The sequence below is a fragment of the uncultured Kocuria sp. genome (assembly GCF_947500125.1).
GTDB lineage: Bacteria > Actinomycetota > Actinomycetes > Actinomycetales > Micrococcaceae > Kocuria.
The window spans coordinates 236,896-261,804 of record NZ_CANMRA010000002.1; the positions used below are offsets into that span (position 1 = coordinate 236,896).

At 73.8% G+C, this 24,909-nt stretch carries 23 protein-coding genes and 1 tRNA gene; 13 read left to right on the forward strand and 11 right to left on the reverse strand.

What is annotated here, in order from left to right; translation table 11 throughout:
- Positions 1-4 precede the first annotated feature (4 nt).
- Genes Q0817_RS02395 through Q0817_RS02410 form a run of 4 tightly spaced genes read right to left on the reverse strand, consistent with a single transcriptional unit; the run spans position 5 to position 3,794 of the window.
- On the reverse strand, positions 5-436 hold the full coding sequence (locus Q0817_RS02395; RefSeq protein WP_298583484.1) for an ATP-binding protein: 432 nt from the start codon (positions 434-436) through the stop codon (positions 5-7).
- On the reverse strand, positions 429-761 hold the full coding sequence (locus tag Q0817_RS02400) for an STAS domain-containing protein (RefSeq protein WP_298583486.1): 333 nt from the start codon (positions 759-761) through the stop codon (positions 429-431). The genes Q0817_RS02395 and Q0817_RS02400 overlap by 8 nt, the downstream gene beginning before the upstream one ends.
- A complete protein-coding gene (locus tag Q0817_RS02405) occupies positions 745-2,700 on the reverse strand; it encodes a glycosyltransferase family 2 protein (RefSeq protein ID WP_298583488.1) in 1,956 nt (651 codons plus the stop codon). Before Q0817_RS02405 ends, Q0817_RS02400 begins: the two co-directional genes overlap by 17 nt.
- Entirely contained in the window at positions 2,697-3,794 is a 1,098-nt protein-coding gene (locus Q0817_RS02410; protein ID WP_298583490.1) for a PP2C family protein-serine/threonine phosphatase, read from the reverse strand. The genes Q0817_RS02405 and Q0817_RS02410 overlap by 4 nt, the downstream gene beginning before the upstream one ends.
- 79 nt (positions 3,795-3,873) lie before the next feature.
- Between Q0817_RS02410 and Q0817_RS02415 the strand changes: the two genes are divergently transcribed.
- The gene (locus Q0817_RS02415) at positions 3,874-5,691 is read left to right on the forward strand and encodes a cell wall metabolism sensor histidine kinase WalK (RefSeq protein ID WP_298583492.1); all 1,818 of its coding nucleotides are present in this window, start codon (positions 3,874-3,876) and stop codon (positions 5,689-5,691) included.
- A gap of 761 nt (positions 5,692-6,452) precedes the next feature.
- Here Q0817_RS02415 and Q0817_RS02420 read toward each other — a convergent pair.
- Positions 6,453-7,427 carry a hypothetical protein gene (locus Q0817_RS02420; protein ID WP_298583493.1) on the reverse strand — a complete coding sequence of 325 codons (975 nt, stop codon included), beginning with the start codon at positions 7,425-7,427 and terminating at the stop codon, positions 6,453-6,455.
- A 199-nt stretch (positions 7,428-7,626) separates the two neighbouring features.
- A tRNA-Thr gene (locus tag Q0817_RS02425) sits at positions 7,627-7,702 on the reverse strand.
- Between the two features lie 221 nt (positions 7,703-7,923).
- Here Q0817_RS02425 and Q0817_RS02430 point away from each other — a divergent pair.
- A complete protein-coding gene (locus tag Q0817_RS02430; protein WP_298583495.1) occupies positions 7,924-8,643 on the forward strand; it encodes an HAD-IA family hydrolase in 720 nt (239 codons plus the stop codon).
- A 66-nt stretch (positions 8,644-8,709) separates the two neighbouring features.
- Here the strand turns inward: Q0817_RS02430 and Q0817_RS02435 are convergent, their stop codons facing one another.
- The 3 genes from Q0817_RS02435 to tmk are packed head-to-tail and all read right to left on the reverse strand — an operon-like array spanning position 8,710 to position 12,191.
- The gene (locus Q0817_RS02435; RefSeq protein WP_298583497.1) at positions 8,710-10,299 is read right to left on the reverse strand and encodes an alpha/beta hydrolase; all 1,590 of its coding nucleotides are present in this window, start codon (positions 10,297-10,299) and stop codon (positions 8,710-8,712) included.
- Between the two features lie 36 nt (positions 10,300-10,335).
- Positions 10,336-11,475 carry a DNA polymerase III subunit delta' gene (locus Q0817_RS02440; protein ID WP_298583499.1) on the reverse strand — a complete coding sequence of 380 codons (1,140 nt, stop codon included), beginning with the start codon at positions 11,473-11,475 and terminating at the stop codon, positions 10,336-10,338.
- The gene (tmk, locus tag Q0817_RS02445; protein WP_298583500.1) at positions 11,472-12,191 is read right to left on the reverse strand and encodes a dTMP kinase; all 720 of its coding nucleotides are present in this window, start codon (positions 12,189-12,191) and stop codon (positions 11,472-11,474) included. The genes Q0817_RS02440 and tmk overlap by 4 nt, the downstream gene beginning before the upstream one ends.
- 82 nt (positions 12,192-12,273) lie before the next feature.
- On the opposite strand from tmk, the gene Q0817_RS02450 reads away from it, so the two are divergent.
- The 3 genes from Q0817_RS02450 to Q0817_RS02460 all read left to right on the forward strand — a co-directional run bounded on the left by Q0817_RS02450 (position 12,274) and on the right by Q0817_RS02460 (position 14,617).
- Positions 12,274-13,443, forward strand: a complete 1,170-nt coding sequence (locus Q0817_RS02450) for a PLP-dependent aspartate aminotransferase family protein (protein ID WP_298583502.1) — start codon at positions 12,274-12,276, stop codon at positions 13,441-13,443.
- A gap of 10 nt (positions 13,444-13,453) precedes the next feature.
- Positions 13,454-13,765: a DUF2516 family protein gene (locus tag Q0817_RS02455; RefSeq protein WP_298583504.1), complete on the forward strand. Its 312-nt coding sequence runs from the start codon at positions 13,454-13,456 to the stop codon at positions 13,763-13,765.
- 93 nt (positions 13,766-13,858) lie between these two features.
- Positions 13,859-14,617 (forward strand): phosphoglyceromutase, encoded by a 759-nt coding sequence (locus tag Q0817_RS02460; protein ID WP_298583505.1) that lies wholly within the window; start codon positions 13,859-13,861, stop codon positions 14,615-14,617.
- A gap of 109 nt (positions 14,618-14,726) precedes the next feature.
- Here the strand turns inward: Q0817_RS02460 and phoU are convergent, their stop codons facing one another.
- Positions 14,727-15,425 (reverse strand): phosphate signaling complex protein PhoU, encoded by a 699-nt coding sequence (gene phoU, locus Q0817_RS02465; RefSeq protein ID WP_298583507.1) that lies wholly within the window; start codon positions 15,423-15,425, stop codon positions 14,727-14,729.
- Positions 15,426-15,645: 220 nt separating this feature from the next.
- Here phoU and Q0817_RS02470 point away from each other — a divergent pair, with 220 nt between their 5' ends.
- Positions 15,646-16,914: a cell wall metabolism sensor histidine kinase WalK gene (locus Q0817_RS02470; protein WP_298583509.1), complete on the forward strand. Its 1,269-nt coding sequence runs from the start codon at positions 15,646-15,648 to the stop codon at positions 16,912-16,914.
- Positions 16,911-17,591 (forward strand): response regulator transcription factor, encoded by a 681-nt coding sequence (locus Q0817_RS02475; RefSeq protein ID WP_298583510.1) that lies wholly within the window; start codon positions 16,911-16,913, stop codon positions 17,589-17,591. The genes Q0817_RS02470 and Q0817_RS02475 overlap by 4 nt, the downstream gene beginning before the upstream one ends.
- Before the next feature lie 85 nt (positions 17,592-17,676).
- Here Q0817_RS02475 and Q0817_RS02480 read toward each other — a convergent pair whose 3' ends face one another.
- Positions 17,677-18,225: a hypothetical protein gene (locus tag Q0817_RS02480; RefSeq protein WP_298583513.1), complete on the reverse strand. Its 549-nt coding sequence runs from the start codon at positions 18,223-18,225 to the stop codon at positions 17,677-17,679.
- A gap of 155 nt (positions 18,226-18,380) precedes the next feature.
- On the opposite strand from Q0817_RS02480, the gene Q0817_RS02485 reads away from it, so the two are divergent.
- The 6 genes from Q0817_RS02485 to glgX are packed head-to-tail and all read left to right on the forward strand — an operon-like array spanning position 18,381 to position 24,891.
- The gene (locus Q0817_RS02485) at positions 18,381-18,863 is read left to right on the forward strand and encodes a CarD family transcriptional regulator (protein WP_017831963.1); all 483 of its coding nucleotides are present in this window, start codon (positions 18,381-18,383) and stop codon (positions 18,861-18,863) included.
- A 7-nt stretch (positions 18,864-18,870) separates the two neighbouring features.
- Positions 18,871-19,710, forward strand: coding sequence for a 2-C-methyl-D-erythritol 4-phosphate cytidylyltransferase (gene ispD / locus Q0817_RS02490; protein ID WP_298583524.1), 840 nt, complete (start codon positions 18,871-18,873; stop codon positions 19,708-19,710).
- A gap of 4 nt (positions 19,711-19,714) precedes the next feature.
- Positions 19,715-20,206, forward strand: a complete 492-nt coding sequence (gene ispF, locus Q0817_RS02495; RefSeq protein ID WP_298583526.1) for a 2-C-methyl-D-erythritol 2,4-cyclodiphosphate synthase — start codon at positions 19,715-19,717, stop codon at positions 20,204-20,206.
- A gap of 35 nt (positions 20,207-20,241) precedes the next feature.
- Complete coding sequence (cysS, locus tag Q0817_RS02500; RefSeq protein ID WP_298583528.1) at positions 20,242-21,672, forward strand: cysteine--tRNA ligase; 1,431 nt, start codon at positions 20,242-20,244, stop codon at positions 21,670-21,672.
- Between the two features lie 35 nt (positions 21,673-21,707).
- Positions 21,708-22,685 carry a 23S rRNA (guanosine(2251)-2'-O)-methyltransferase RlmB gene (gene rlmB, locus Q0817_RS02505; RefSeq protein WP_298583530.1) on the forward strand — a complete coding sequence of 326 codons (978 nt, stop codon included), beginning with the start codon at positions 21,708-21,710 and terminating at the stop codon, positions 22,683-22,685.
- A complete protein-coding gene (gene glgX / locus Q0817_RS02510) occupies positions 22,672-24,891 on the forward strand; it encodes a glycogen debranching protein GlgX (protein ID WP_298583532.1) in 2,220 nt (739 codons plus the stop codon). Before rlmB ends, glgX begins: the two co-directional genes overlap by 14 nt.
- The last annotated feature ends 18 nt before the right edge of the window (positions 24,892-24,909 follow it).

The following is a 24,909-nucleotide window of genomic DNA, read 5'->3' on the forward strand; positions in this document are numbered from 1 at the left end:
AGCGCTAGGCCTCGTCCCGGCCGCACTCCCGGCACAGCTTCCAGACGTTCGTGTCGCCGTGGCGCTCGAACACCACCCGGCTGACCAGAGCCTGGATCAGGGCGAGCCCGCGCCCGGACTCGTGGTGCTCCTGCGCCATCGGTCCGGTGAGGTCCACGTGCGCCGGCGCGGCACCGATCTCGTAGATCCTCGCCTCCAGCCGCTGCGGGTCCGCGGCCAGCTCCACCGCGAGCTCGATCGGCTCCTCCGCGGCGGGCACCGCGTGGACCACCACGTTGCCGGCCGCCTCCACGACCGCGAGCGTGAAGGCCATCCGGTCGGAATCGGGCACGAACCCGGCCTCGGCCCACAGCGCGTCCAGGTCCTCGTGCAGGGCGTCCACCGTCCGGGCGTCGGCCGGGCCCCGGCGCGAGCGGCGGGACCCGGGCTCAGTCATCGGCGAAGGCCGCGTCGGCGGTGTCGTAGGGGTTCAGGACACGGTGCATGCTGGTGAGCTCGAGGACCATGCGCACCTGGGGGCGGACGTTCGCGATCCGCAGGTCGCCGCCGGCCTGGCGCGCCAGCTTGAGGCACCCGATGAGGGCGCCCAGGCCGGAGGAGTCCATGAACTCGGTCCCGCCGAGGTCGATCACCACGTGGTTGCTGCCCTCGTCGACGACCTTCGACACGACCTCCCGGAGCCGGGGCGCTCCCACCATGTTGAGCCGTCCGGTACCCGTGATGTGGGCGTACCTCGGCTTCTGCTCAACCGTGAACTGCATCGGCACTCCTCTCCTCGGGCTCGAAGCCCGGATATCTCGCGGCGGTGACGAGCACGCTCAGCACCACCAGGTCGAAGGCGACCCAGGCCACGTTGACCAGGGTTCCCACCGGTTCGTTCAGCCCCGCCGCCAGCCGGACGGTCCCCACCACGAGGGCCGCGGCCAGCAGCCCCATCACCACCAGCTGCGGTCTGATGAGGTGCCAGGCGGGACCGGCGTCCTGCCGCACCTTGGGCGTGACCGCGAAGCCGAGGGGCCGGCCGAACCACACGTTGCGCGCGGCCGTGGTGCACGCCCTGATCCAGATGGGGAACAGGGCCAGGCTGTACTGCTGGCCCCGCCAGGTGGGGATGCCCCGGCCCACCACCAGGAACAGCAGCTGGTTCACCACCATGAACGGGATGAACCGGACGAAGAAGTCCCAGCTGAGGCTCGTGACCGGCAGGATGCCCAGGACCAGGTACACGATCGGGGCGGCGAAGTAGACGACGGCCGCGAAGCCGCTCAGGTAGCTCCACATCGTGGCGAAGTACATGAGCCGCTGCCCCCAGCCGAGCCGGCGCTGCAGCAGCGGGTTCTCCCGGAGCAGGACCTGCACCGTGCCCTGCGCCCAGCGCAGGCGCTGGGTGAGCATGGTCTTCAGGTCCTCGGGAGCCAGTCCGTGGGCGAGGATCTCGTGGTGGTAGACGCTGCGCCAGCCCAGGCCGTGCAGGCGCATCGCGGTGGCCATGTCCTCGGTGACCGAGATCGTCGCCAGCGGCATCACCGGCTGGGCCTCGCCGGGCCGGTCCACGGAGACGGCCTCGAGCACCTCCCGCACCGGCTCCACGGCGGCCAGCGGGGAGAGGTCGCGGCGGGACATCCGGTCCACGGCGGAGGCGAGCTCGTCCGGCCACACCATGCCGTCCTCGGGGGGCAGCTCCAGGGCGGCGATCGAGGCGAGGTCGGCCTCGATCTGCGAGAAGTCGCGGGTGACCGTCCGCCGGGCCGCCGCGTCCACCTCCCGCTGCAGCCGGTAGGTCAGCTCGGTCAGGGGGGCCCCGGCCTTCAGCTCGGCGCGGGCCCGCTCGGTGGCGGCCTCGACGTCGTCGAGCATCCCGGCGACGACGGGGTTCGCGGCCTCCGGGGACCGTCGCGCCTTCCGCAGGGCCGCCCGCGTGCGGGCGAGGGCGTCCTTGACGTCGTGCTCGACCTCGCGGACGTACCCGGAGAGCCCGAGCTGCATGAGCGCCTCGCGGCGCAGGATCGCGTTGGAGCCGCAGAAGAAGGCGGCGTTCCAGCCGTCCTTGCCCTGCTGGATGGGACCGTAGAACAGGGGGGCCTGGCTGCCGAGCGGGTCGTGGCGGGGCACGTTGACGAACCACTGCGGCGTCTGGACGAGCGCCACCTTCCGGTCGTTGAACCAGCCCAGGGTGCGGTCCAGGATCCCCGGGTCCGGGACCTGGTCGGCGTCGAGGATCAGGAGGAACTCGCCCTGGGTCGTCATCAGGGCGTTGTTGAGGTTGCCGGCCTTGGCGTGGCGCGGCCGGTCGGCCCAGTCCTCGCTGCGCGTCAGGTAGCCCAGTCCGTGCTCGGCGGCGAGCGCCTCCAGCTCGGGTCGGGCCCCGTCGTCGAGGATCCACGTGCTGTGCGGGTGACGGATCGCCTGCGCCGCCAGGGCGGTGCCCATCACGAGGTCGAGGGGCTCGTCGTAGGTGGTGATGAAGACGTCGACCGTGGCGCCCGGGGGCGGGGCGCCGGCCTTGCCGCGGCGCCTCAGCCGCCACACGGTGAGCCCGAAGAGCGAGACGTCGATGAGGCTGTACGTCTCGGCGAGCACGAGGGGCACGGCGATCCACCACGCGGACCAGTTCAGCGACTCGAGCCAGCGCCAGGCGATGTAGTTGACCCCGAGCAGGAGGGTCAGGACGACCAGCAGCCGGACGAGGAAGCGGTTCACGGGGCGGCCCGGCGCCGGACGACCACGGCGGTGACGTCGTCGGAGAGGGCGTCCCCGCTGGCCAGGTCGAGGACCGCGGTGCAGACGGCCTGGGCGTCCTCGTGCCGGGAGACCACGTCCGCGACCGCCCGCACGGCGTCGTCGACGTCCTCGTAGGCGTCGAGGAGGCCGTCGCTGACGACGACGAGCGCGTCGCCGGGCGCGAGCACGATCCGGCCGGGCACCCACCGGGTCCCGGGCACCGCCCCCACCGGGGGGCCTCCCGGGCGCAGCCGGTCGATCCCGTCCGCGCGCACGTGCAGCCCCAGCCCGTGGCCCGCGTCGACGTACTCCACGACCCCGCCGGCCGTGGCCAGGCGGGCGTGGAAGAGCGTGACGAAGGAGTCGGAGTGGGCGAGGTCGTGCTCGAGGTGCCGGCACGTGTCGCGGAAGGCCTGGTCCATGTCCGGCTGCCCGGCCGCGGAGCGCAGCACGGCGCGCACGGTGGCGGCGATGAGCGCGGCGCCCATGCCCTTGCCCATGGCGTCGGCCAGCGAGACCTGGAGCCCGCCCTCGGTCGTGTACCAGTCGAAGAAGTCCCCGCCCACGCTGCGGGAGGGCCGGCACGCGCCGGCCACGTCGTAGCCGGGCACGGACGGTGCGGCGGCGGGCAGCAGGCTGCGCTGGACCTCGGCCGCGCGGCGCAGCTCCTCGGCGTCGGCCTGCTCGGCCCGGGCGCGCGGCCGGCGGAACATCGCCTCGATCCGGGCCTGCAGCTCGCGGGGGCTGAACGGCTTGCTGATGTAGTCGTCCGCCCCGAGCTCGAGACCCTCCAGCCGGTCGATCTCCCCCGGGCGGGCCGTGACCATGAGCAGGTAGGCGTCGGAGAACTGCCGGACCCGCCGGCAGACCTCCAGCCCGTCGAGGTCCGGGAGGTTGAGGTCCAGGGTGATGAGGTCGGCGCCGTGGCGGCGCACGGCCTCGAGGCCCTCGAGGCCGGTCGCGGCGGTCGTCACGGCGAAGCCGCGCATGCCGATGGTCTGGGCGAGGAGGTTGCGGATGTCGTCGTGGTCTTCGATCACGACGGCACGGCGACCCTGGGGGGAGGGGGTCATGAACTCATTAAGCCGCTATTCTTTGCAATTGTCATCCCGACCCCCCGAGGGTGACGCACCCTGTCGGAAGAGATTTCCCGTGGACCGTCTGCTCACCGTCCTCTCCCTCGACCGGATCAGCTTCCACGAGCTGTCGATGCGCTCGCGCGTGCTCCTCAGCCAGCTCCCGCTCTTCGTCACGACCGTGGTGCTCGTCGCCGGGATCTGGGTCGTGCACGAGCCGCTGCGGGACGATCTGCGGGTGCAGCTGGCCCTGGCGCTCACGATCGCGCTGACGGCCCTGTGCGTGCTGGTGCCGTGGGACCGGCTGCCGGACGGGGCGTTCCTGGCCGTGCCGGTCCTGGACTTCGTCCCCATCACCCTGCTGCGGGAGGGCACCCTGAGCACGGTGACCGGGGTGGGCATCATGGCGGCGTTCCCCGTCATCTGGTTCACCGGCTCGGGGCGGCTGCCCCGGGCGTCCGCACCACTGGGGTTCCTGCTGACCCTCGCCATGGTCTGGGTCCCGCTCGCCGTGCCACCCCGGCCGCTGAGCGCGCAGCTGCTGACGGCACCGCTGCTGATCCCGTTCATGCTGCTGGGCATCGGGCTCACCGTCCAGGTGCTGTCGAACAGCATGGAGCGCCAGAACTCCGAGCTCGGGGCCAAGGACGCCGAGCTGCGCCGGCTGCTGGCCGTGACCGCGCGGCGCGAGCGGCTGCTGAACACCGTCCTGGACACGGTGGACGTGGGCGTGCTGGCGATCGACGAGCACGGCCACGACATCCTCATGAACCGGCGCCAGCACCGCATCCACGAGGTGTCCCTGCCCGAGGGGATGCGGGACGGCGCCGAGGCGGACCTGCGCCTCTACGCGGACGGGGCCGGGACGCCGCTGCCGGTGGACCGGCGTCCCGCCCTCCGGGCCATCCGCGGCGAGTCCTTCTCCGACGTCCTGGTGTGGGCGGGGACGCCTCCCGTGCAGCGGGTCCTCTCGGTGTCCGCCCGGGTGCTCCGGGACGAGGACGGGGGGACCGAGGGCTCCGTCCTGTCCTTCAACGACGTGACCGAGCTGGTGGCCGCCCTGCAGGCCAAGGACGACTTCCTGGCCGGCGTCTCCCACGAGTTGCGCACGCCCCTGACGTCGATCCGCGGCTACACGGAGCTCCTGGCCATGGACGGCCGGCTCCCCGGGCACGTCCGCTCCGGACTGGAGGTCGTCGAGCGCAACGCGGACCAGCTGCTCGTCCTGGTCGAGGACCTCCTCCGCACGGCCGGCCCCGGGCTGGAGCTGCAGCAGGCGGAGGCCGACCTCGTCCAGGTCGTCCAGCAGTCCGTCGCGGCCGCCGGGCTCCGCGCGGCCGGGGCGGGGGTGGAGCTGCGGGTCGACGCCCCGCCCCGCCTCGTCCTGCCCTGCGACCCCGTGCGCCTGGGCCAGGTGCTCGACAACCTGCTCTCCAACGCCATCAAGTACTCCCCGGACGGCGGACCGGTGACGGTCCGGGTGGTCCCGGCCGGGGCCACCGTGCGGGTGCAGGTCGCCGACCGCGGCATGGGGATGCGCCCGGAGGACGCCGAGAACGTGTTCGGCCGGTTCTTCCGCAGTCGCAACGCCCGGATGAGCGCGATCCCGGGGCTGGGCCTGGGGCTGGCGGTCGTGCGCGAGATCGTCGAGCGCCACGGCGGCACGGTCCGGTGCGAGAGCGCGCCGGGGCAGGGGACGGTCTTCACCCTCACCCTCCCCGCGGCCGGACCGGCCGGCGCGGAGCACGGCGCGCGGGCGGACCGGGCGGGCTCACCGGCTGTACTCGAGCCGGATCGAGTCGTCGTCGGGCAGCACCAGGACCGTGCTGCCGGCGACGGTCCAGTGCTCGGGCAGGAGGAAGTACCGGCCGCCGCGCAGCGTGAGCAGCCGTAGCCCGTCGTAGCGGTGGAGCGGGTCCTCGGGGGCGCCCAGTTGCTCCGCACCGACCCGGGGGAGGCCCACGTGCAGGGGCTCCTGGCTGTAGACGACCGTCCGCGGCATCGACTCCAGCTCGTGCTCCAGGTCGTGGGCCATGGCCCTGCCCGTCTCCTCGGCCACGGACGACGTGCCCCAGAACACCAGGAGGGCGACCACGGACACCAGCGCGGCGGCGCCCAGGAGCTGCCCCCGCGGTGCGGTGGGCGCCCCGCCGCGGGCCGTGACCCGCTGTCGGAGACCCGCGGCCCACGCGGCGCCCAGGACGCACAGCGCCATGGCGAAGGGGAGGATCCAGGCCTCCCTGCTCTCCCGAACGGCGCGCTCCAGGAACCACCCGGCCACGGCCAGCCCGACGAAGAACCACGTCCCCCGGCGCGCCAACCGGGCCACCGGGGCGCTCCCGGACCGGCGCACACGGGCATCGGCGTGCTCCCGGATCCTGCGGTCCGCCCACACCCCGACGAGGACGGCCACGGCGATCCAGAAGAGCTGGACGTACAGGGAGCTGATGCTCAGCAGCAGGTAGTCCTGGGTGGTGTAGCCGAAGAGGTTCACGTCCAGGCCCATCTCCCGGGCCTGGGCACCGGCGCGGACCCAGCCGTAGTGGAGGAGCAGGGCCGTGAGCAGGCTCGCCGACACGCCCAGCTGCGAGACCGCCTGGAGCAGCCGCGTCCAGGGCGGGGACGGGGCCGGCCCCTGTTCCGCCACCGTGGCCCCTACGGGGTGGGCGACGGAGCCGGGGCGTCCGCCGGAGCCGGGGCTCCCGTCGCGGTCGGAGCGGTCCCGGGAACCGGGGCGCCCGTCGGAGCCGGGGCGGCCGTCGGCGGCGGGCTGGGACAGGCGGCCGCCGGGACCTGGTACACCAGGTACGCCAGACCGCTGACGGGCCAGTCCGCGTCCGAGACGGACACCGGGACGTAGCCGGTCACGTCGGAGGGAGGGGCGCGGAAGAACAGGCTCCCGTTGCCCTGCTGCACCGGCACCTCCGTGGCCCCCACCGTCACCGCGCGGATGCCCTCGGGCGGCACCCACTCGAGATTGCCCTGCAGGAAGACGGGGGCGCCCCCGCAGGTCGAGACGGGGATCTCCAGGCCCTCCGTCCCCGGTGCCAGGGGCGAGACGAGGCTCTCCAGGACGAGGGGGCAGGCCGTGCCGTCGGGGACCCGGAGGTCGGGGACCGTCTCCGGTGTCCGGCGGTGGAACTCGACCAGCCGCCGCAGGCCCGCCACGGTCTCCTCCTCCCAGCAGCTCGCGGGTGCCGGAGCGGCGGCCAGGGCCTCCTCGCCCTGCCGCCACAGCTCGGGGTCGTTGGTCGTGGCGGCCTCGCACAGGACGGCGCCGGCTCGCGGAATGGGCTGGGCCCAGGACGCGAGCAGCTGCTCGTCGCCGCAGTCGCCGTCCTTCAGGGGGTCGTACCAGAGCGGGGTGCCCTCCCCGGTGGGCCCCATGCGCAGCCAGGTCAGGATGCGCGACACCGGGGGATCGCCGGAGTCGCTCGGGTCCGGCGTCGCCGAGCCCGGCGGGACGGCGGAGCCCGACGGGGCCGCCGAGTCCGACGGGGCCCGGGAGTCCGCGGAGGTCGGGGCGGGCTCGCCCGGGGGAGGGGCGGGGGAGGGGCTGCAGGCCGGCACGGCCAGTGCCGCTCCGGCCAGGACGAGCGTGCAGAGCCGCTGTCGGGAACGGAGTTGCATGCTGCACCGCCAAAGTCGTCCGTGGTGGCCGATCGCCCGGGTTGGCCTCAGCGTACGGCGGCTTCCAGGCGGCAAACAGGGCTGTGACCAGGGGTGACGCGACTGTGACGACCGGTGCGCGACGTCCGTCGTGGACGGCGGGGCGCCGGGGCGACGCGAAAGGCTCCGGACCCAGTGGGTCCGGAGCCTCGTCTCGTGGTGGAGCCTCCTGTCGGAATCGAACCGACGACCTTTTCATTACGAGTGAAACGCTCTACCGACTGAGCTAAGGAGGCGTGCACGCGGCCGTCCGGGACGGCCTCAGTGCAGGTGAAACTGTAGCAGAGAGCGCCGGGGCGTCCCCAATCGGAGCGGCCGGGCGCCGTGCGGGAGTTCCCCGGGAGTTCACCGGCTCTTCGGCCGCTCGGCCTTACCGGCCCGGAGGACCGGGGCGCAGCATGGACGGACACGACGACGGGGCGGGCCGCTGCGGTCCGCCCGGAACAGGAGCGGCCCCGTGCGCACCCCGGACAGCGGCATCGCGCCGGACCTCGAGCTGGCCTTCCTGGACATGTCCGGGACCGTGTTCCACGACAACGGGATCATGGAGCGGGCCTTCGAGCGCACCGTGACGGGTCTCGGCGTCGACCCGGGTTCGGAGCGGTTCCGGCAGATGCTCCACCACGTCCGGGGCACGCTGGGCCAGTCGAAGGCCGGGGTGCTCGAGCAGCTGTTCGCGACCGACCCCGAGCAGGCGCGGCGGGCCGTCCGGGACTTCGAGCGCCACCTCGACGAGCTGCTGGCCACCGAGGGGGTCACCCCCGTGGAGGGCGCGGAGGAGGCCGTCACGGCGCTGCGCGAGGCCGGCCTGCGGGTGTGCCTGGCCACCGGCTACGACCGGCACAGCCTCAACACGCTCCTCGAGCAGCTCGGCTGGACGGGTCTCGCCGACCTCAGTCTGTGTCCCTCGGACGCGGGGCGCGGACGGCCCTGGCCGGACATGGTGCTCACCGCCGTGCTGGCCCTGGACCTCGGCGATGTCCGCCGGGTCATGGTGGTGGGGGACACGGCCGCGGACGTGCAGGCCGGGCTGCGGGCCGGCTCCGCGGCGGTGGTCGGCGTCCGCACGGGCGCGCACGACGCCGCGTCCCTGCGCGCGGCAGGCGCCCACGTGGTGGTCGACTCGGTCCGCGATCTCCCCGGCCTCGTCCGGGCGCCGGTGCCGCGGCGGAGCTGACGCCCGCCGCGCCCCGGTGGGGCGAGGGCGCGGCACGTGCGCCGGTGTGACGCCGGCCGGCCGGGCTCAGGAGCAGGTCGTCCCCGGTGCGGGGAGCTCGCCCTCGAGCAGGTAGGCGTCGACGGCCTCCTGCACGCAGCGGCTGCCGGCCGTGTAGGCGGTGTGACCGTAGCTGTCGTAGGTCAGCAGCCGGGCGTCGTCGAGCTGCTCCACGAGGGCCTCGGACCAGTGGTAGGGGGTTGCGGGGTCGTGCGTGGTGCCCACGACGAGGACGGGATCGGCGCCCTCGGCGTCGAGCGGTTCCTCGAGGCCGGCCGGCTCGGCGGGCCATCCCTGGCACGCGGCGTCGCCGTAGCCCAGGTACGGGCCGAACGTCGGCGAGACCCGCTCGAGCTCCTCCTGGTGCTGAGCCATCTGCTCCTCCGTGACCGTCCCCTCGGGCCGGTCGAGGCAGTTGACGGCCGTGAACGCCACGGTGGTGTTGCTCGTGTACCGGCCCTCGGCGTTGCGCCCGTGCGTGAGGTCCGACTGGGCGAGCAGCGCCGAGAAGTCGCCGTCGAAGGCGTCGCCCAGGGACTCGTTGAGCGCCTCGTAGGTGGTGGTCGCGTAGAGCGGGCCCAGGATGCCCTCGACCACGTTGGTGGCGGTGACCCGCCGGCCGTCCGCGGCGGTCACGGTCCCCTCCTCGACCGAGGCGATGAGCTCCTGGATCCGGGTCATCGCCTCGTCCACGGAGACGTCGGCCAGCACGCAGTCCGGATTCTCGAACTGGCACTGCTGCACCCAGTGGCGCAGGTTGTCCTCGAAGCCCTCGGCCTGGTCCGCGGTGGCCTCCATGTCGCTGAGGGTGGGGTCCACCCCGCCGTCGAGCACGAGCCGCCCGACCCGGTCGGGGAACAGCTCGGCGTACACCGCGCCCAGGAGCGTGCCGTAGGAGAAGCCCAGGTAGGTCATCCGCTCGTCACCGAGGACGGCCCGGAGCACGTCCATGTCCCGGGCGGCGCTCACGGTGTCCATCTCGGCCACGAGCTCGCCGGAGTCCTGCACGCACGCGGCGCCGAGCCGCTCGTACTCCTCCCGGATCTGCGCGGCCGGCTGCTCCTGGGGGTCGAACATCGGTTCGGCGCGCCACGCGTCCAGCTCCGCGTCCTCGAGGCACTCGATCCCCTCGGAGCGGCTCACGCCGCGCGGGTCGAAGCCCACGACGTCGTAGGCCTCGCGCACGTCGCCGGTGACCGTGTACTGCGCGTAGAGCATCGCGTCCACCCCGGAGGCGCCGGGACCGCCCGGGTTGAGGAGCAGGCTGCCGCGGGCGTCCCCGCGGGCGGGCAGGCGCGACATCACCACGGTGGTCGTCCCGCCGGCCGGGTCGGCGTAGTCGAGGGGCACCTCGACGTCGGCGCACTGCAGGTCGTCCTGCGCGCCGTTCGTCTCCACCTCGAACTCGCAGTCCTCCCAGGCGACCGTCTGCGTGTAGTAGCGCTGCAGCTCCTCGGTGGTGCCCTCGACGACGGCGCCGGTGGCGCCCCCGGAGGTCGGCTCTCCCGTGGCGCCGGCGCCGAGGGAGGAGCAGCCGCTCAGGAGCAGACCGGCCGCGGTCAGCGCGGCCGTGGCGGGCAGGAGAGCGCGGTGCGAGGGGGCGGCACGGCGGATCATGGGGCTCCTCGGGGGTGGGGGGATGCGGGAGGGGGGTCAGAGCAGGGAGACGGCCATGGCCTCGAAGGCCAGCTGCGCGCTGACGTTGGTGCGGATCCGGTCCCGGGTCCGGCTGATCACGTCGATGCGGTGCAGCGTCCGCTCGGGGGTCGCGTTGGACGCGTGGTCCTGCAGCTGCTGGGCCAGGTGCTCGTTGACCAGGGCGGAGCCCGTGCGCAGCTGGAGGGTCAGGACGTCGCGGTAGAAGGTGGTGAGGTCGATGAGGAAGCGGTCGAGGGTGTCCGTCTGGATCCGCCGTGACCTGCGCTTCTGGTCGGCCTCGAGCCGGTTGAGGGCGCCGCGGATGGCCGGCGGCACCCGCCCGGACTCCGGTGCGCCCAGGGCCACGAGCAGCTGCTTGCGCTCCGCCTCGTTGCGGGACTCGGCGTCCGCCTGGGACTCCTCCACGGCGATCCTGTACAGCCGGTCGGCCGCCCGCACGGCGTCCGGCACCCCGGAGAGCTTCAGCGGCATGGAGACGACCTCCTGCCGCCGGGTGCGGGCGTCGTCGTAGAGGGCGAGCCGCTTGGCGATGCCCACGTGGGACTGCGCCAGCCGGGCGCTCTCCTCCGCGCGCTGCCGCGGCACCCCGTGCCGGCGGATCAGCAGCTCGGCCACGTCCTCCACGGCGGGCACCTTCAGCGTGGCCGGACGGCAGCGCGAGCGGATGGTCACGAGCACGTCCATCGGGCTCGGCGCGCACAGCAGCCAGATCGTGTTGGGCGGGGGCTCCTCGATGGCCTTGAGCATCACGTTGGAGGTGCGCTCCACCATCCGGTCGGCGTCCTCGATCACCATGACGCGCCAGCGGCCCACCGAGGGCCGGTCCTGGGCGCGGACCACGAGCTCCCGGGCCTCCTCGATGGTGATCTGTGGGTTCTCGGTGACGAAATGGGTGAGGTCCGCGTGGGAGCTGGCCAGGACCGTGCGGCACGCGTGGCAGTGCCCGCAGCCGCGTTCGGCGGGGTCCTCCTGCTCGCACAGCAGCGCCGCGGCGAACGCGAGGGCCGCGTTGGAGCGCCCCGAGCCGGGCGGACCGGTGAACAGCCAGGCGTGGGTGGGCCGGTCCTCCTGCGCGGCGCGCCGCAGCTGCGCGACCACGGCGTCCTGGCCCAGCAGCTGGTCCCACACGCTCACGCGCCCACCTCCGCGGCCCGGACGGACCGGGGGAGCGCGGCGAGGCGGGCGCGCACGGCGGCCGCGATCTCCGCCGCCGGCCGGGTGGCGTCGAGCACCAGGTAGCGATCCGGCGCCCTCCCGGCGAGCTCGAGGAACGCCTCCCGGTTCGCGTCGTGGAAGGTGTCGGGCTCCGTCTCCAGGCGGTCGCCCGGGGTGCCGTCGCGGTTCTCCCGGCGGGCGCGCCCCGTCCCGGCCGGGACGTCGAGCAGCACGGTGAGGTCCGGGACGAGCCCGGCCGTGGCCCACGCGTTGAGCTCCGTCACCCGGTCCACCCCGAGGCCGCGCCCGGCGCCCTGGTAGGCGGCGGACGAGTCGGCGAACCGGTCGCAGACCACGGTCCGCCCGGCGGCGAGCGCGGGACGGATGAGCTGGGCGACGTGGGCGGCGCGGGCCGCAGCGAACAGCAGGGCCTCGGCGCGGGCGTCGACGGGCCCGTGCGCCGGGTCCAGGACGAGGTCGCGCACCGTCTCGCCCAGCGGGGTGCCCCCGGGCTCCCGGGTGCGCACGGTGTCGTGCCCCTCGGCCCGCAGGGCCTCCACGAGCCGGCCGACCTGCGTGGACTTCCCGGCGCCGTCCCCGCCCTCGAACACGACGAAGAGCCCGCGCCCGGACGGCGCGGGAGCGGATTCCGCGGCGGAGGCGGGCGGCGGGGCGGGGGCCGGTCGGGTGGTCACGGTCCCAGCCTAGCCACCCGTGGGGACAGCGCCTCCCGATCGCGCGCGGGCTGGGGACGCCGCGGCCCGATAGCCTGGGACCATGACTGCGCGCTCCGAGATCCCGCCCGCCCACGGCCCCGCCGCCCTCCGCCCGGACACCGTGCTGGTCTCCGGCGGACGGCCCGCACCGGAGCACGACGCGCCGGTCGGCCCGTCCATCGTCCTGACCTCCACCTACCGGGGCTCGGGCGACCTCGACGGCCAGGACCGCACCTACGGGCGCTTCAGCAACCCCACGTGGGAGGACGTCGAGGACGTGCTGGCGCGGCTCGAGCAGGCGCGGCTCCCCGGGCTGCTCTACGCCTCGGGCCTGGCCGCCGTCGCGTCGGTGCTCTCGCTCGTCCCCGCGGGCGGGTGCCTGGTGCTGCCCCGGCACAGCTACCAGGGCTCCCTGGCCCTGGCCGCGGACCTCGAGTCCCGGGGGATGCTCACCGTGCACACCGTGGACGTCACGGACACCGCGGAGGTCGTGGACGCCCTGGACACCGCCGACCTGCTCTGGCTCGAGAGCCCCACCAACCCCATGCTGGAGGTCGCCGACCTCCCGGCCCTGCTCGCGGCGGCCCGCGAGCGCGGCGTGCTCACGTGCGTGGACAACACCTTCGCCACCCCGCTCCTGCAGCGCCCGCTCGAGCACGGCGCCGACGTCGTGGTGCACTCCGTGACCAAGTACCTGGCGGGGCACTCCGACGTCGTCCTGGGCGCGGCCGTCACCTCCGACCCGGCCCTGCGGGCCCGGCTGCAGGGGCACCGCTCCCTGCACGGCGCGATCCCGGGCCCGTTCGAGGCGTGGCTGGCGCTGCGCGGGATGCGCACGCTGGCGCTGCGGGTCGAGCGCTCCGAGGCCACCGCCGGCGAGCTCGCCCGCCGCCTCCAGGGGCACCCGGCCGTGCGCGAGGTGCGCTATCCGGGCCTGCCCGGGGACCCCGGCCACGAGCGGGCCGCCGCGCAGATGGACGGCTTCGGGTCCATCGTGGCGATCGTCCCCGCCGGGGACGTCGCCGCCGTCGAGACCGCCGTGGACGCGCTGCGCGTGTGGACCCCCGCCACGTCGCTCGGCGGGGTGGAGTCCCTGATCGAGCGGCGGCGCCGGCACCACGAGGAGCCGCACAGCGTCCCGGAGACGCTGCTGCGCCTGTCGGTGGGCATCGAGAACGTCGAGGACCTCTGGGAGGACCTCGACCGCGCCCTGTCCGCGATCGACCGGTAGGCTGAGCCCCGTGCAGAATGTCTGGGTCTTCTACATCGTCAATGCGATCGACTTCGCCCTCGCGCTGGTCGCAGCCGGCCTCGCCGTCTGGGCGTTCGTGGACTGCCTCACCAAGGCTCCAGCCCAGTTCCAGCGTGCCTTCAAACGGACGAAGGGGTTCTGGCTCGCGCTGACCGGAGGCGCCGCCGTGTTCTCCGCCCTCGGCCTGCTGGGCGGTGGATCCCTGCTGATCGCACTCATCGTGGCGACCGTGGCCGGCGTCTACCTCGCGGACGTCCGGCCGGCCGTGGGCCTGGAGCCCAAGGGGCCCAGCTCCTGGTGAGACCGCCGCGGCCGCCTGCCGCGGCCCGGCACACCCGAATCCGCCGGGGCGTGCGTCCGTCGCGCGCTCCCGGCCCGATGGAAGAATGAGGCCATGGCTACCGAATCAGCACCGCACAAGCTCGTCCTGCTCCGGCACGGACAGTCCGACTGGAACGAGAAGAACCTGTTCACCGGGTGGGTGGACGTGGACCTGACCGAGAAGGGGCGGGAGGAAGCCGTCCGCGGCGGTGAGCTGCTCGTCGAGAAGGGGATCGCCCCGGACGTCCTGCACACCTCGCTGCTGCGCCGGGCGATCACCACCGCCCACCTCGCGCTGGACCGGGCGGACCGGCACTGGATCCCCGTGAAGCGTTCGTGGCGGCTCAACGAGCGCCACTACGGCGCGCTCCAGGGCAAGGACAAGACGCAGGTCCGCGAGGAGTACGGCGACGAGCAGTTCATGACCTGGCGCCGCTCCTTCGACGTCCCGCCGCCCGAGCTGGACGACTCCGACCGGTACTCCCAGGCCGGGGACCCCCGCTACGCCGACGTCGAGAACGCGCCCCGCACCGAGTGCCTCAAGGACGTCCTCGACCGCTTCATGCCCTACTGGGAGCAGGAGATCGTCCCCGACCTGCAGGCCGGGCACACCGTGATCGTCGCCGCGCACGGCAACTCCCTGCGCGCGCTCGTGAAGCACCTCGACGGCATCTCCGACGACGACATCGCGGCCCTGAACATCCCCACGGGCATCCCGCTCTACTACGAGCTCGACGAGGACTTCCGCCCGCTCGTGGCCGGCGGCGAGTACCTCGACCCCGAGGCCGCCGCGAGCTCGATCCAGGCGGTTGCCAACCAGGGGAAGAAGTAGTCCCGGACGGCTCCCACGGCACGAGCAGAGGGGCCGGGCCCACCGCAACGGTGGGCCCGGCCCCTCTGCTCGTGCCCGGACGCGGGTCAGCCCTCGCCCGGGCGGGGGCTCACTCGCCCCCGTCGCGGCCCACGTGGCCGTGGCCGGTCGGGCGGTCGGAGCTCGCCGGGACCCAGTCGCCGGTCACGAGGTAGGAGACCTTGCGGGTCACCGACACCCCGTGGTCCCCGATGCGCTCGAGGTAGCGGGAGCACAGGGTGACGTCCACGGCGGTGGGCACCGAGCAGTCCCAGCTCGGCGCGGCGAGCGCGTCGAAGACGGACTGGTGCAGCTTGTTGACCTCGCCCTTGAGCGAGTAGATGTCGTCGGCGAGGGAGAGGTCGCGCGTCTGGAGCACCTGGATGACCCGGTCCACGATCTGCAGGTCGAGGTCGAACATCCGCGTGAACGTCTCCACGAGCGGCTCGGGGATGACCGGCTCCGGGTAGCGCAGGCGCACGGCCTGGGCCAGGTGCCGGGCGAGGTCGCCGGCACGCTCCAGGGAGGCGCTCATCCGCAGCGCCCCCACGATCATCCGCAGGTCCGAGGCCACGGGGCTCTGCAGCGCGAGGATGTCGATCGAGCGCTCGTCGAGGTCGTTCTGCAGGAAGTCGATCCGGGCGTCGTTGGAGATGACCTCCTCGGCGAGCTGGATGTCCGCGTCGAGGAGCGCGTCCTTGGCGCGGGCGAGGGCCTCGCGCACCAGGGTCGCGATCTGGATGAGCTCCTCACCGACCTGGTGGAGTTCTGCCTGGAAAACCTTGCGCACGGATGCGTCCTTTCGAGATGCGGCGACGTCCGCGGCAGCCGCGGCCGGGGTGCGGCGCGGAGCGGGACGGATGACGTGGGGGCCGGGTGCGAGCACACCCGCCGCCACCGTCACAGCCAGGAGTGAACTTTCGCTCATCTTAGGATGAACGTTCGTTGAACCTGTAGCTCGTGACGTCCGGCGCGGGGTCCCCGCGCCTCCGAGTGCCTAAGCTGGATCCGTGAGTCCAACTGCCATCGCCGTCGCCGCGGGTCTGCTCGGCTTCGCCCTGGGGGTGAGCGGCCTGATCGCCCTGCGGGTCAGCGGCCGCGGCCGCCGCGCCCGCGCCGACGTGCAGGAGCCCACGCTGCCCGACGGCACCGCCGACGTGCTCGCGGTGATCGGCCGGGCCTACGTGGTCGTGGACGGGGTCGACGGCGTCGTGCGCGCCTCCCCGGCCGCCTACGCCTTCGGCCTGGTCCGCGGGCACACCGTGGTGCACGAGCAGATGCTCGAGATGATCCGCCGGGCCCGGCGCAGCGGCGTGATCGAGGAGCGGCGGGTCGAGCTGACCCGCGGTCCGTTCCAGACGGGGGCGGTGGTGCTCGACGTCCGGGTGGCCCCCATCGCGGGGGAGTACATCCTGCTGCTCGCCGACGACCAGACGGAGATCGTCCGGGCGCAGTCGATCCGCAACGACTTCGTCGCCAACGTCTCGCACGAACTGAAGACCCCCGTGGGGGCGATCGGGCTGCTCGCCGAGGCGATCGAGGACGCGGCCGAGGACGAAGAGGCCGTGCGCCGCTTCGCCCAGCGCCTGCACAAGGAGTCCGCCCGGCTGACCGCCCTGGTCCAGGACATCATCGAGCTGTCCCGCCTGCAGGGCGCGGACGTGGTCACCGAGGGCCGGCCCGTGGACCTCAACCAGGTGATCGCCGACGCCGTGGACCGCATCCGGTTCCCGGCCGAGAACAAGGGCATCGAGATCGCAGTGGGCGGGCGCGTCACCCGGCCGGTCTTCGGCGACCCCGACCTGCTCGTCACGGCGCTGCGCAACCTCATCGACAACGCCGTGCACTACTCCTCGGAGGGCACCCGCGTGGGCGTCGGCGTCCGGGAGCGGGACGGGATGGCCCAGATCTCGGTGACCGACCAGGGCCCGGGCATCCCGGAGGACGAGCAGGACCGGATCTTCGAGCGCTTCTACCGGGTGGACGCGGCCCGCTCCCGCCGGACGGGCGGGACCGGGCTGGGCCTGAGCATCGTCAAGCACGTCATGTCGCAGCACGGCGGCGAGGCCACCCTGTGGTCTCAGCCGGGCCGCGGGTCCACCTTCACCCTCAGCATCCCCCAGATCGAGGGCGCCGACGAGACCGGGGAGGCCGCGCAGCCGGCTCCCGGCGCGGCCGCCCGACCGGTGCCGGAACCGGCACCACCCCGCCCAGTGGCATCGACCCCACGGCCCGCCGCCCCCGCGGCGCGCGCCGGGAGCACGGAGGACCGACAGTGACCCGCATCCTGATCGTCGAGGACGAGGAGTCCCTCAGCGACCCGCTCTCCTACCTGCTGGGGAAGGAGGGGTTCGAGGTGGAGGTCGTCGACAACGGCGTGGACGCCGTGGCGGAGTTCGACCGGTCCGGGGCCGACCTGGTGCTGCTGGACCTCATGCTCCCGGGGCTGTCCGGCACCGAGGTGTGCCGGCAGGTGCGGCAGCGCTCCTCCGTGCCGATCATCATGCTCACGGCCAAGGACGCCGAGATCGACAAGGTGGTGGGCCTCGAGCTCGGCGCCGACGACTACGTCACCAAGCCGTACTCGTCCCGGGAGCTCGTGGCCCGGATCCGTGCGGTCCTGCGCCGGCAGGGGGAGCCCGAGGAGCTCGTCTCGGCGACCGTGCAGGCCGGGCCCGTGCGGATGGACATCGAGCGGCACGTGGTCAGCGTGCACGGCGAGCGGGTGGCCATGCCGCTCAAGGAGTTCGAGCTGCTGGAGATGCTGCTGCGCAACGCCGGGCGGGTGCTGACCCGCGGGCAGCTCATCGACCGGGTGTGGGGCTCGGACTACGTGGGGGACACCAAGACCCTCGACGTCCACGTCAAGCGTCTGCGCGCCAAGATCGAGCCCGACCCCTCCGCCCCGCGGCACCTCGTGACGGTGCGGGGACTGGGCTACAAGTTCGAGGGCTGAGCCCGCGCACCGCGGACGGAGCGGGCCCGGAACCCCCGAGGGGTTCCGGGCCCTGTCGTCCGAGCGCGCGTGCCGGGGAGAGGCGTCAGTGACCGCCCGCCTCGCCCACCATCTCGTCCTGGGGCACGGGCGTGTTGGAGGGGTTCGCGGGGGTGGAGGGCGCGCCGCCGGGAACGAACTCGGCGTAGCGCTCGAAGGTGTGGTCCAGCACCGGGACCCGCTCGGTGAGGGACTCCCCGCCCGTGCTGAACTCGGTCTCCACCATGAGACCCGGCTCGGCCCCGGCACGGTCCACGATGACCGGGTCCGCCTCCTCCAGCGACACGGAGCCGTTGGCAGGGATCTGCACCTCGGCGGTGGCGCCGTCGACGTCCATCGACAGCGTGACGTCCTCGTCGCCGTCGTTGTCCAGGGTGCCCAGCACGCGGCCCTCGGCGTCGGCGGCGGTGGCCACGATCAGCACGTTGGACAGCTTGACGTCGCCCACCTGCTCCACGATGCCGTCCGCGGGGGAGTAGGTCATGGTCGTGGCCGGCGGGTTGATGTAGGCGCATCCGGCGGTGGACAGCAGGGCGGCCGCGGCGGCGGCACTCAGGCCTGCGCGCTGCAGCAACTTGGGGGCGGCGATCTTCACGGCGCGTACTCCTCGGGAGCTCAGGACGATGTCCCGGCCAGCTTATCCGTTTGCCGACGGTTCGTCCGCATCGGACGGGTCCGGGGGGCCGCCCGCCCCGGATCGGCGAATCCTACACCGTGTTAGAATGGAAGTTCTGAAAGGGGTATTTCCATATGGTTTTTGAGGTTGGCGAGACGGTTGTCTACCCGCACCACGGCGCGGCGACCATCGAGGAGATCAAGACCCGCACCGTCAAGGGCGAAGAGAAGATGTATCTCAAGCTCAAGGTGACCCAGGGGGATCTGGTGATCGAGGTACCCGCGGAGAACGTCGACCTGGTGGGCGTGCGCGACGTCGTCGACGAGGACGGGCTCAAGAAGGTCATCTCGGTCCTGCAGGCGAAGGACACCGAGGAGGCCAGCAACTGGTCCCGGCGCTACAAGGCCAACCTCGAGAAGCTCGCCTCGGGCGACGTGCTCAAGGTCGCGGAGGTCGTGCGCGATCTCTGGCGCCGCGACCGGGACCGCGGGCTCTCGGCGGGGGAGAAGCGGATGCTGACGAAGGCCCGCCAGATCCTCACCTCCGAGCTGGCGCTCGCCAAGAAGATCGACGAGGAAGAGGCCGAGAAGCGCCTCGACGACATCCTGGCGTCCTGACCGGCCCGTGACCGGGAACGCACCACGGTCCAGCACGGCGAACCCGCCCTCCCCGGAGGGCGGGTTCGCCGTCGTCGTCGTGGCGGCGGGCTCCGGCACCCGGCTCGGGCACGGCATCCCCAAGGCCCTGGTGGCCCTCGGCGGCCGCCCTCTGCTGGCGCACGCGCTGCGGGGCATCCGGGAGGCGGGCCTGACCGGGCCCGTGCTGGTGACCGTCCCCGCCGGGGACGTCGAGCTCTCCGCGACCGCCCGGGCGCACGGCGCGCGGCCCGTGACCGGCGGCGCCTCCCGGGCGGAGTCCGTGCGGGAGGCACTGGCAGAGCTCGAGCGGACCGAGCCGGCCTGCACGGCGGTGCTCGTCCACGACGCCGCGCGCTGCCTCACCCCGCCCGAGGTCTTCCGCGCCGTCGTGGACCGGCTGCGCGCCGGAGCGCGCGCCGTGGTCCCCGTGCTGCCCGTCGCGGACACGATGCGGCGGGTCGACGACGCCGGCCGGTCCCTCGGCACCGTGGACCGCACGGTGCTGCGCGCGGTGCAGACGCCGCAGGGCTTCGACCTCGCCCTGCTGCGGACGGTGAACCGCGCCGACGTCGCGGCCGGCACGGACCCGGAGTCCGTCACCGACGACGCCTCCCTCGTGGAGGCCCACGCCCCGGGGACCGCGGTGCTGACGGTGCCCGGCCACGAGCACGCCTTCAAGATCACCCGCCCGCTCGACCTGGTGCTGGCCGAGGCCGTCCTGCGCGGGCGCGCGCCGGGCACGGCGGGGACGGTGCCCGTCACCGCCACTGCCCCCGCACCCACCTCCGCGCCCGCCCCCTCCCTTCCCGACCCCGAGGAGCGCTGAACCCGTGATCCTGCCCCGCACCGGCATCGCCGTGGACGTCCACGCCTTCGGGCCCGAGGGCACGCCCCTGTGGGTCGCCGGGCTCGAGTGGCCGGGGGAGCGCGGGCTCGCCGGGCACTCGGACGGGGACGTCGTGGCCCATGCCGCGGCCGACGCCCTGTTCTCGGCCTCGGGCACGGGGGACCTGGGCGCCAACTTCGGCGTCGACCGCCCGGAGCTCGAGGGCGCGTCCGGGACGCGCATCCTCGCGGAGGCGGCCCGGATCGTGCGGGAGGCCGGCTTCGAGATCGGCAACGTCGCGGTGCAGCTGATCGGGAACCGGCCGCGGTTCGCGCCGCGGCGCGCCGAGGCCGAGGCCGTGCTCACCGCCGCGGCCGGCGCGCCCGTCACCGTCAGCGCCACGACCTCCGACCACCTCGGGCTCACCGGCCGCGGCGAGGGCCTCGCGGCCGTGGCCACCGCCCTGGTCGTCCCCGCGGGCGCGGGCGGGGCCTGACCGGCGCGCCACCGCCCGCCCTTATGATGGGCCGTGTGACTCTGCGCTTCTACGACACCGCCACCGCGACCGTGCGGGACTTCGAGCCCGCCCACCCCGGCGAGGCCCGTCTGTACTACTGCGGCGCCACCGTCCAGGGCATGCCGCACATCGGCCACGTCCGCTCGGCCCTGGTCTTCGACCAGCTCGCCCGGTGGCTGGCCCACCGCGGCTACCGGGTGACCACGGTGCGCAACGTCACCGACATCGACGACAAGATCCTCGCGAACTCGGCCGCGTCCTTCGCCCCCGGCTACGACGGCGATCACCCCCGGGAGCCGTGGTGGGCGCTCGCCTACCGGTTCGAGCAGGCGTTCAACGCCGCCTACGACGCCATCGGCGTCGACCGGCCCACCTACGAGCCGCGCGCCACGGGCCACGTGCCCGAGATGCACGCCCTGATCCGCACCCTGGTCGACGCCGGGCACGCCTACCCGGCGCCGGACGGCTCCGGGGACGTCTACTTCGACGTCCGCTCCTGGGCGCGCTACGGCGAGCTCACCCACCAGTCGGTCGACGACATGCAGGACGCCCCCGACGCCGACCCCCGCGGCAAGCGGGACCCCCGCGACTTCGCCCTGTGGAAGGGGCACAAGCCCGGCGAGCCCGAGACCGCCCGGTGGGACTCGCCCTGGGGCGCCGGCCGCCCCGGCTGGCACCTCGAGTGCTCCGCCATGGCCGCGAAGTACCTCGGCGAGCACTTCGACATCCACGGCGGCGGTCTGGACCTGCGCTTCCCCCACCACGAGAACGAGCTCGCCCAGTCGACGGCGGCCGGGCAGCGGTTCGCGACCCTCTGGCTGCACAACGGGCTCGTCACCTACGCGGGCGAGAAGATGTCCAAGTCGATCGGCAACACCGTCTCCCCGGCGGACATGCTCGCCGAGGCCCGGCCGCTGGCCGTGCGCTACTACCTCGGCCAGGCCCACTACCGGTCCGTGCTGGACTACCGGCCCACCTCCCTCGCCGAGGCCACGGCCGCGGTCGAGCGGGTGGAGTCCTTCCTGCGTGCCGCCCGGGACGCCGGGGCCGACCTCCAGGACCCGGCCGGCGATGTGCCGCCGGCCTTCGGCGACGCCATGGACGACGACCTCAACGTGCCGCAGGCCCTCGCCGTCCTGCACGAGACCGTCCGCGCCGGCAACACCGCGCTCGCCGACGGACGGGACGCCGCCGCGCCCGCCCGGGCGGTGCGCGCCATGACCGACGTGCTCGGGCTGACCGGGCTCATGGACCTCGGGGGCGCCGCGGGCAACGCGGCCGAGCACACGGCCCTCGACACCCTCGTGCACTCGCTGCTGGCCCAGCGCGACCGGGCCCGCGCCGCCAAGGACTGGGCCCGGGCCGACGCCATCCGGGACGAGCTCGCCGCGGCCGGCGTCGCGGTGCGCGACGCCGCCGGCGGATCCACCTGGTCCGTGGCCTGACCGGGCCGCACCACCCCGACCGAACAGAGGAACCCATGCCAACCCCCAAGCAGCGTCCCGGCGCGATCCGCAAGAACAAGAAGGGCCCGCTGGTCGGCACCGGCGGCCACGGCCGCAAGGCCCTCGAGGGCCGGGGCCCCACCCCCAAGGCCGAGGACCGCCCGTACCACAAGGCGCACAAGATGAAGAAGGCCGCCGAGCGCCGCCAGAGCACGGGCGGCCGCGCCCCGGCACGCTCCCGCGGCAAGGTCCAGGAGGACCTCGTCACCGGGCGGAACTCGGTGCTCGAGGCGCTGCGCGCGGACATCCCCGCCAAGGCCCTCCACGCGGCGAGCAAGATCGACGTCGACGACCGCGTGCGCGAGATCCTGCAGATCTGCGCCGAGCGCGGGATCACGATCCTCGAGGCCTCGAAGGGGGAGCTCGACCGGCTCACCAGCGACGCCGTGCACCAGGGCGTGGCCCTCCAGGTGCCGGCCTACGAGTACCAGGACGCCGTGGAGACCGCCCGCACGCTGATGACCCAGTGGGAGAAGCGGCACATCCGCCGTCCCCCGCTGATGGTCGCCCTCGACGGGATCACCGACCCCCGCAACCTCGGCGCCATCATCCGCAGCGTCTCCGCGTTCTCCGGCAACGCCGTGATCGTGCCCGAGCGCCGGTCCGTGGGGGTCACGGCCTCCGCCTGGAAGACCAGCGCCGGTGCCGCGGCCCGGGTGCCCGTCACGAAGGCCGCCAACCTCAACCGCACGCTCGAGGAGCTCAAGGCCATGGGCTACTTCGTCGTCGGCCTCGACGGCGGCGGCGACGTCGACCTGCCCGGCCTCGAGCTGGCCACCGAGCCCCTCGTCATCGTGGTCGGCTCGGAGGGCAAGGGCCTGTCCCGGCTGGTCACCGAGAACTGCGACCAGATCGTCTCCATCCCCATCGACTCCACGATGGAGTCGCTCAACGCCTCGATGGCGGTGGGCATCACCCTGTACGAGGTGTCGCGACGCCGTGCTGGTTCCTGAGCCCCGGCGGCAGGACACCGGTCGGCCGTACGTCTCCCACCCCTACCCCCTCGGGGTCCACCCCTCGCACGAGCGCGACGGCAGCGCGAACGTGGCCGTCTACGCCCCGGGGATCCCCGACCTGGACATCGTCTTCCGGCTGCCCGGCGGCCGCTGGCAGCGGCGACGGCTCACCGGGCGCACCGGCGGCGTGCACCACGGGACGATCCCGCCGGCCGAGCAGCAGCGGCTCTCGGAGACGGGCTTCGACTACCTGCGGCACCGGGACGAGGCCCCGGCCCTGCCCGCGGGCACCGAGTACGGCTTCGTCGCCGCCGACTCGCCCGTCGCCGCCCGCCACCGCTCCCCGGACCCGGCCGACCGGCAGATCCTGCTCGACCCCTACGGCAAGGGACTGCGCCGCGTCGCCCCGCCGCCGGGGGTCGAGGATCCCGGCCCCGACGCCTACGGGGGGCGGTACGTCTCCGTGGTCGTCCAGCAGGACTTCGACTGGGACGAGGACCGCAGTCCCGCCACCCCGTGGCGGGACACCGTCGTCTACGAGGCGCACGTCAAGGGCCTGACCGCCCTCCACCCGGACGTCCCGGAGCACCTCCGGGGCACGTACGCGGGCCTCGCGCACCCCGCGATGACCGAGTACCTCACGTCGCTGGGCGTCACGGCCGTCGAGCTCCTGCCCGTGCACGCCCACCTGGACGAGCCCCACCTCACGGACCTCGGCCTGAGCAACTACTGGGGCTACAACACGCTGGGCTTCTTCGCCCCGCACGCCGGCTACGCGACCGAGGCCGCCCGTGCCCGCGGGCCGCAGGGCGTGCTCGACGAGTTCAAGGCCATGGTCCGGGAGCTGCACCGCGCGGGGCTCGAGGTCTACCTCGACGTCGTCTACAACCACACCGCCGAGGCCGGCCAGGACGAACCCGCCTACTGCTGGCGGGGGCTCGGCGACGAGGCCTACTACCGCCACGGCGAGGACGGCCGCTACGTGGACGTCACCGGGTGCGGCAACTCCGTGAACTTCGGCAACCCGCGGGTGGTGCAGATGGCGCTGGACTCCCTGCGCTACTGGGTGGAGCGCTGCCACGTGGACGGCTTCCGCTTCGACCTCGCCCCCGAACTGGCCCGGGACGAGCGCCACCGCTTCACCCGCAACCACCCCTTCCTCGTGGCCGTCGGCGCGGACCCCGCCCTGTTCGGGACGAAGCTGATCGCCGAGCCCTGGGACGTGGGCATGGGCGGATGGCAGACCGGTCACTTCCCCGAGGGGTGGGCCGACTGGAACGACCGCTTCCGGGACACCGTCCGCGACTTCTGGCTCACCGGTCCGCGCAGCATGAGCCTGGGCGGGGACGGCGGCAACGCCGCGCGGCTCGCCGGGGCGCTCGCCGGCTCCTCGGACATGTTCGCCGCGTCCGGGCGCAGCGCCCTGGCGTCCGTGAACTTCGTGACCGCCCACGACGGCTTCACCCTGGCGGACCTCGTCTCCTACGACAACAAGCACAACCAGGACAACCTGGAGAAGAACCGGGACGGGACCAACGACAACCACTCGTGGAACCACGGCGTGGAGGGCCCGGCGCGCGACGTCCGGATCCGGGCGGACCGGGCGCAGACGGCGCGCAACGTCATGGCCACTCTGCTCTTCTCCCAGGGCGTGCCCATGATCACGGCGGGGGACGAGTTCGGCCGCACCCAGCGCGGGAACAACAACGCGTACTGCCAGGACAACGAGCTGTCCTGGGTGGACTGGCGGCTCACCCCGGCGGACCGCGCCATGCTCGCGGCCACCCGCTCCCTGGTCGGCGTGCGCGGGGAGTTCCTGGCGGGGCAGCCGTCCCACTTCCCGACCCGCCCCGACGAGGTGATGATGCACTGGTTCGGCCCGGACGGGTCGGCCATGACCGCCACCGGCTGGCAGACCCCCGGGGCCCGGACCATCCAGGTGCTGATCGGATCCCGGGGCGGCCGGGTGGCGGGGCTCATGGTGGTCAACGGCGCGAGCGCCGACATGGCGATCACCTTCCCGCACCTCGCGGACCTGCTGCGGCCGGAGGAGGACGGGCACCCCCTCGAGAAGGCCGACGGCGTCTACTCCCTGGTGCACAGCACGGCCTCGGTGCTGCACGGGCGCTACGGCACGCGCTACCGGCCGGGCCAGGCGCAGGGCGTCCCCGCCAGCTCGGTCACCCTGTTCCGGGTGCTCTGAGCCGCGGAGGCCCACCAC

What these genes read in the sequence shown, in the direction of transcription:
- Q0817_RS02400 (WP_298583486.1), bottom strand. Translation starts at nt 761, where the DNA reads ATGCAGTTCACGGTTGAGCAGAAGCCGAGGTACGCCCACATCACGGGT.
- rlmB (WP_298583530.1), top strand. Translation starts at nt 21,708, where the DNA reads ATGCCAACCCCCAAGCAGCGTCCCGGCGCGATCCGCAAGAACAAGAAG.
- Q0817_RS02460 (WP_298583505.1), top strand. Translation starts at nt 13,859, where the DNA reads ATGGCTACCGAATCAGCACCGCACAAGCTCGTCCTGCTCCGGCACGGA.
- Q0817_RS02450 (WP_298583502.1), top strand. Translation starts at nt 12,274, where the DNA reads ATGACTGCGCGCTCCGAGATCCCGCCCGCCCACGGCCCCGCCGCCCTC.
- Q0817_RS02420 (WP_298583493.1), bottom strand. Translation starts at nt 7,427, where the DNA reads ATGCAACTCCGTTCCCGACAGCGGCTCTGCACGCTCGTCCTGGCCGGA.
- Q0817_RS02485 (WP_017831963.1), top strand. Translation starts at nt 18,381, where the DNA reads ATGGTTTTTGAGGTTGGCGAGACGGTTGTCTACCCGCACCACGGCGCG.
- Q0817_RS02410 (WP_298583490.1), bottom strand. Translation starts at nt 3,794, where the DNA reads ATGACCCCCTCCCCCCAGGGTCGCCGTGCCGTCGTGATCGAAGACCAC.
- Q0817_RS02435 (WP_298583497.1), bottom strand. Translation starts at nt 10,299, where the DNA reads ATGATCCGCCGTGCCGCCCCCTCGCACCGCGCTCTCCTGCCCGCCACG.
- Q0817_RS02395 (WP_298583484.1), bottom strand. Translation starts at nt 436, where the DNA reads ATGACTGAGCCCGGGTCCCGCCGCTCGCGCCGGGGCCCGGCCGACGCC.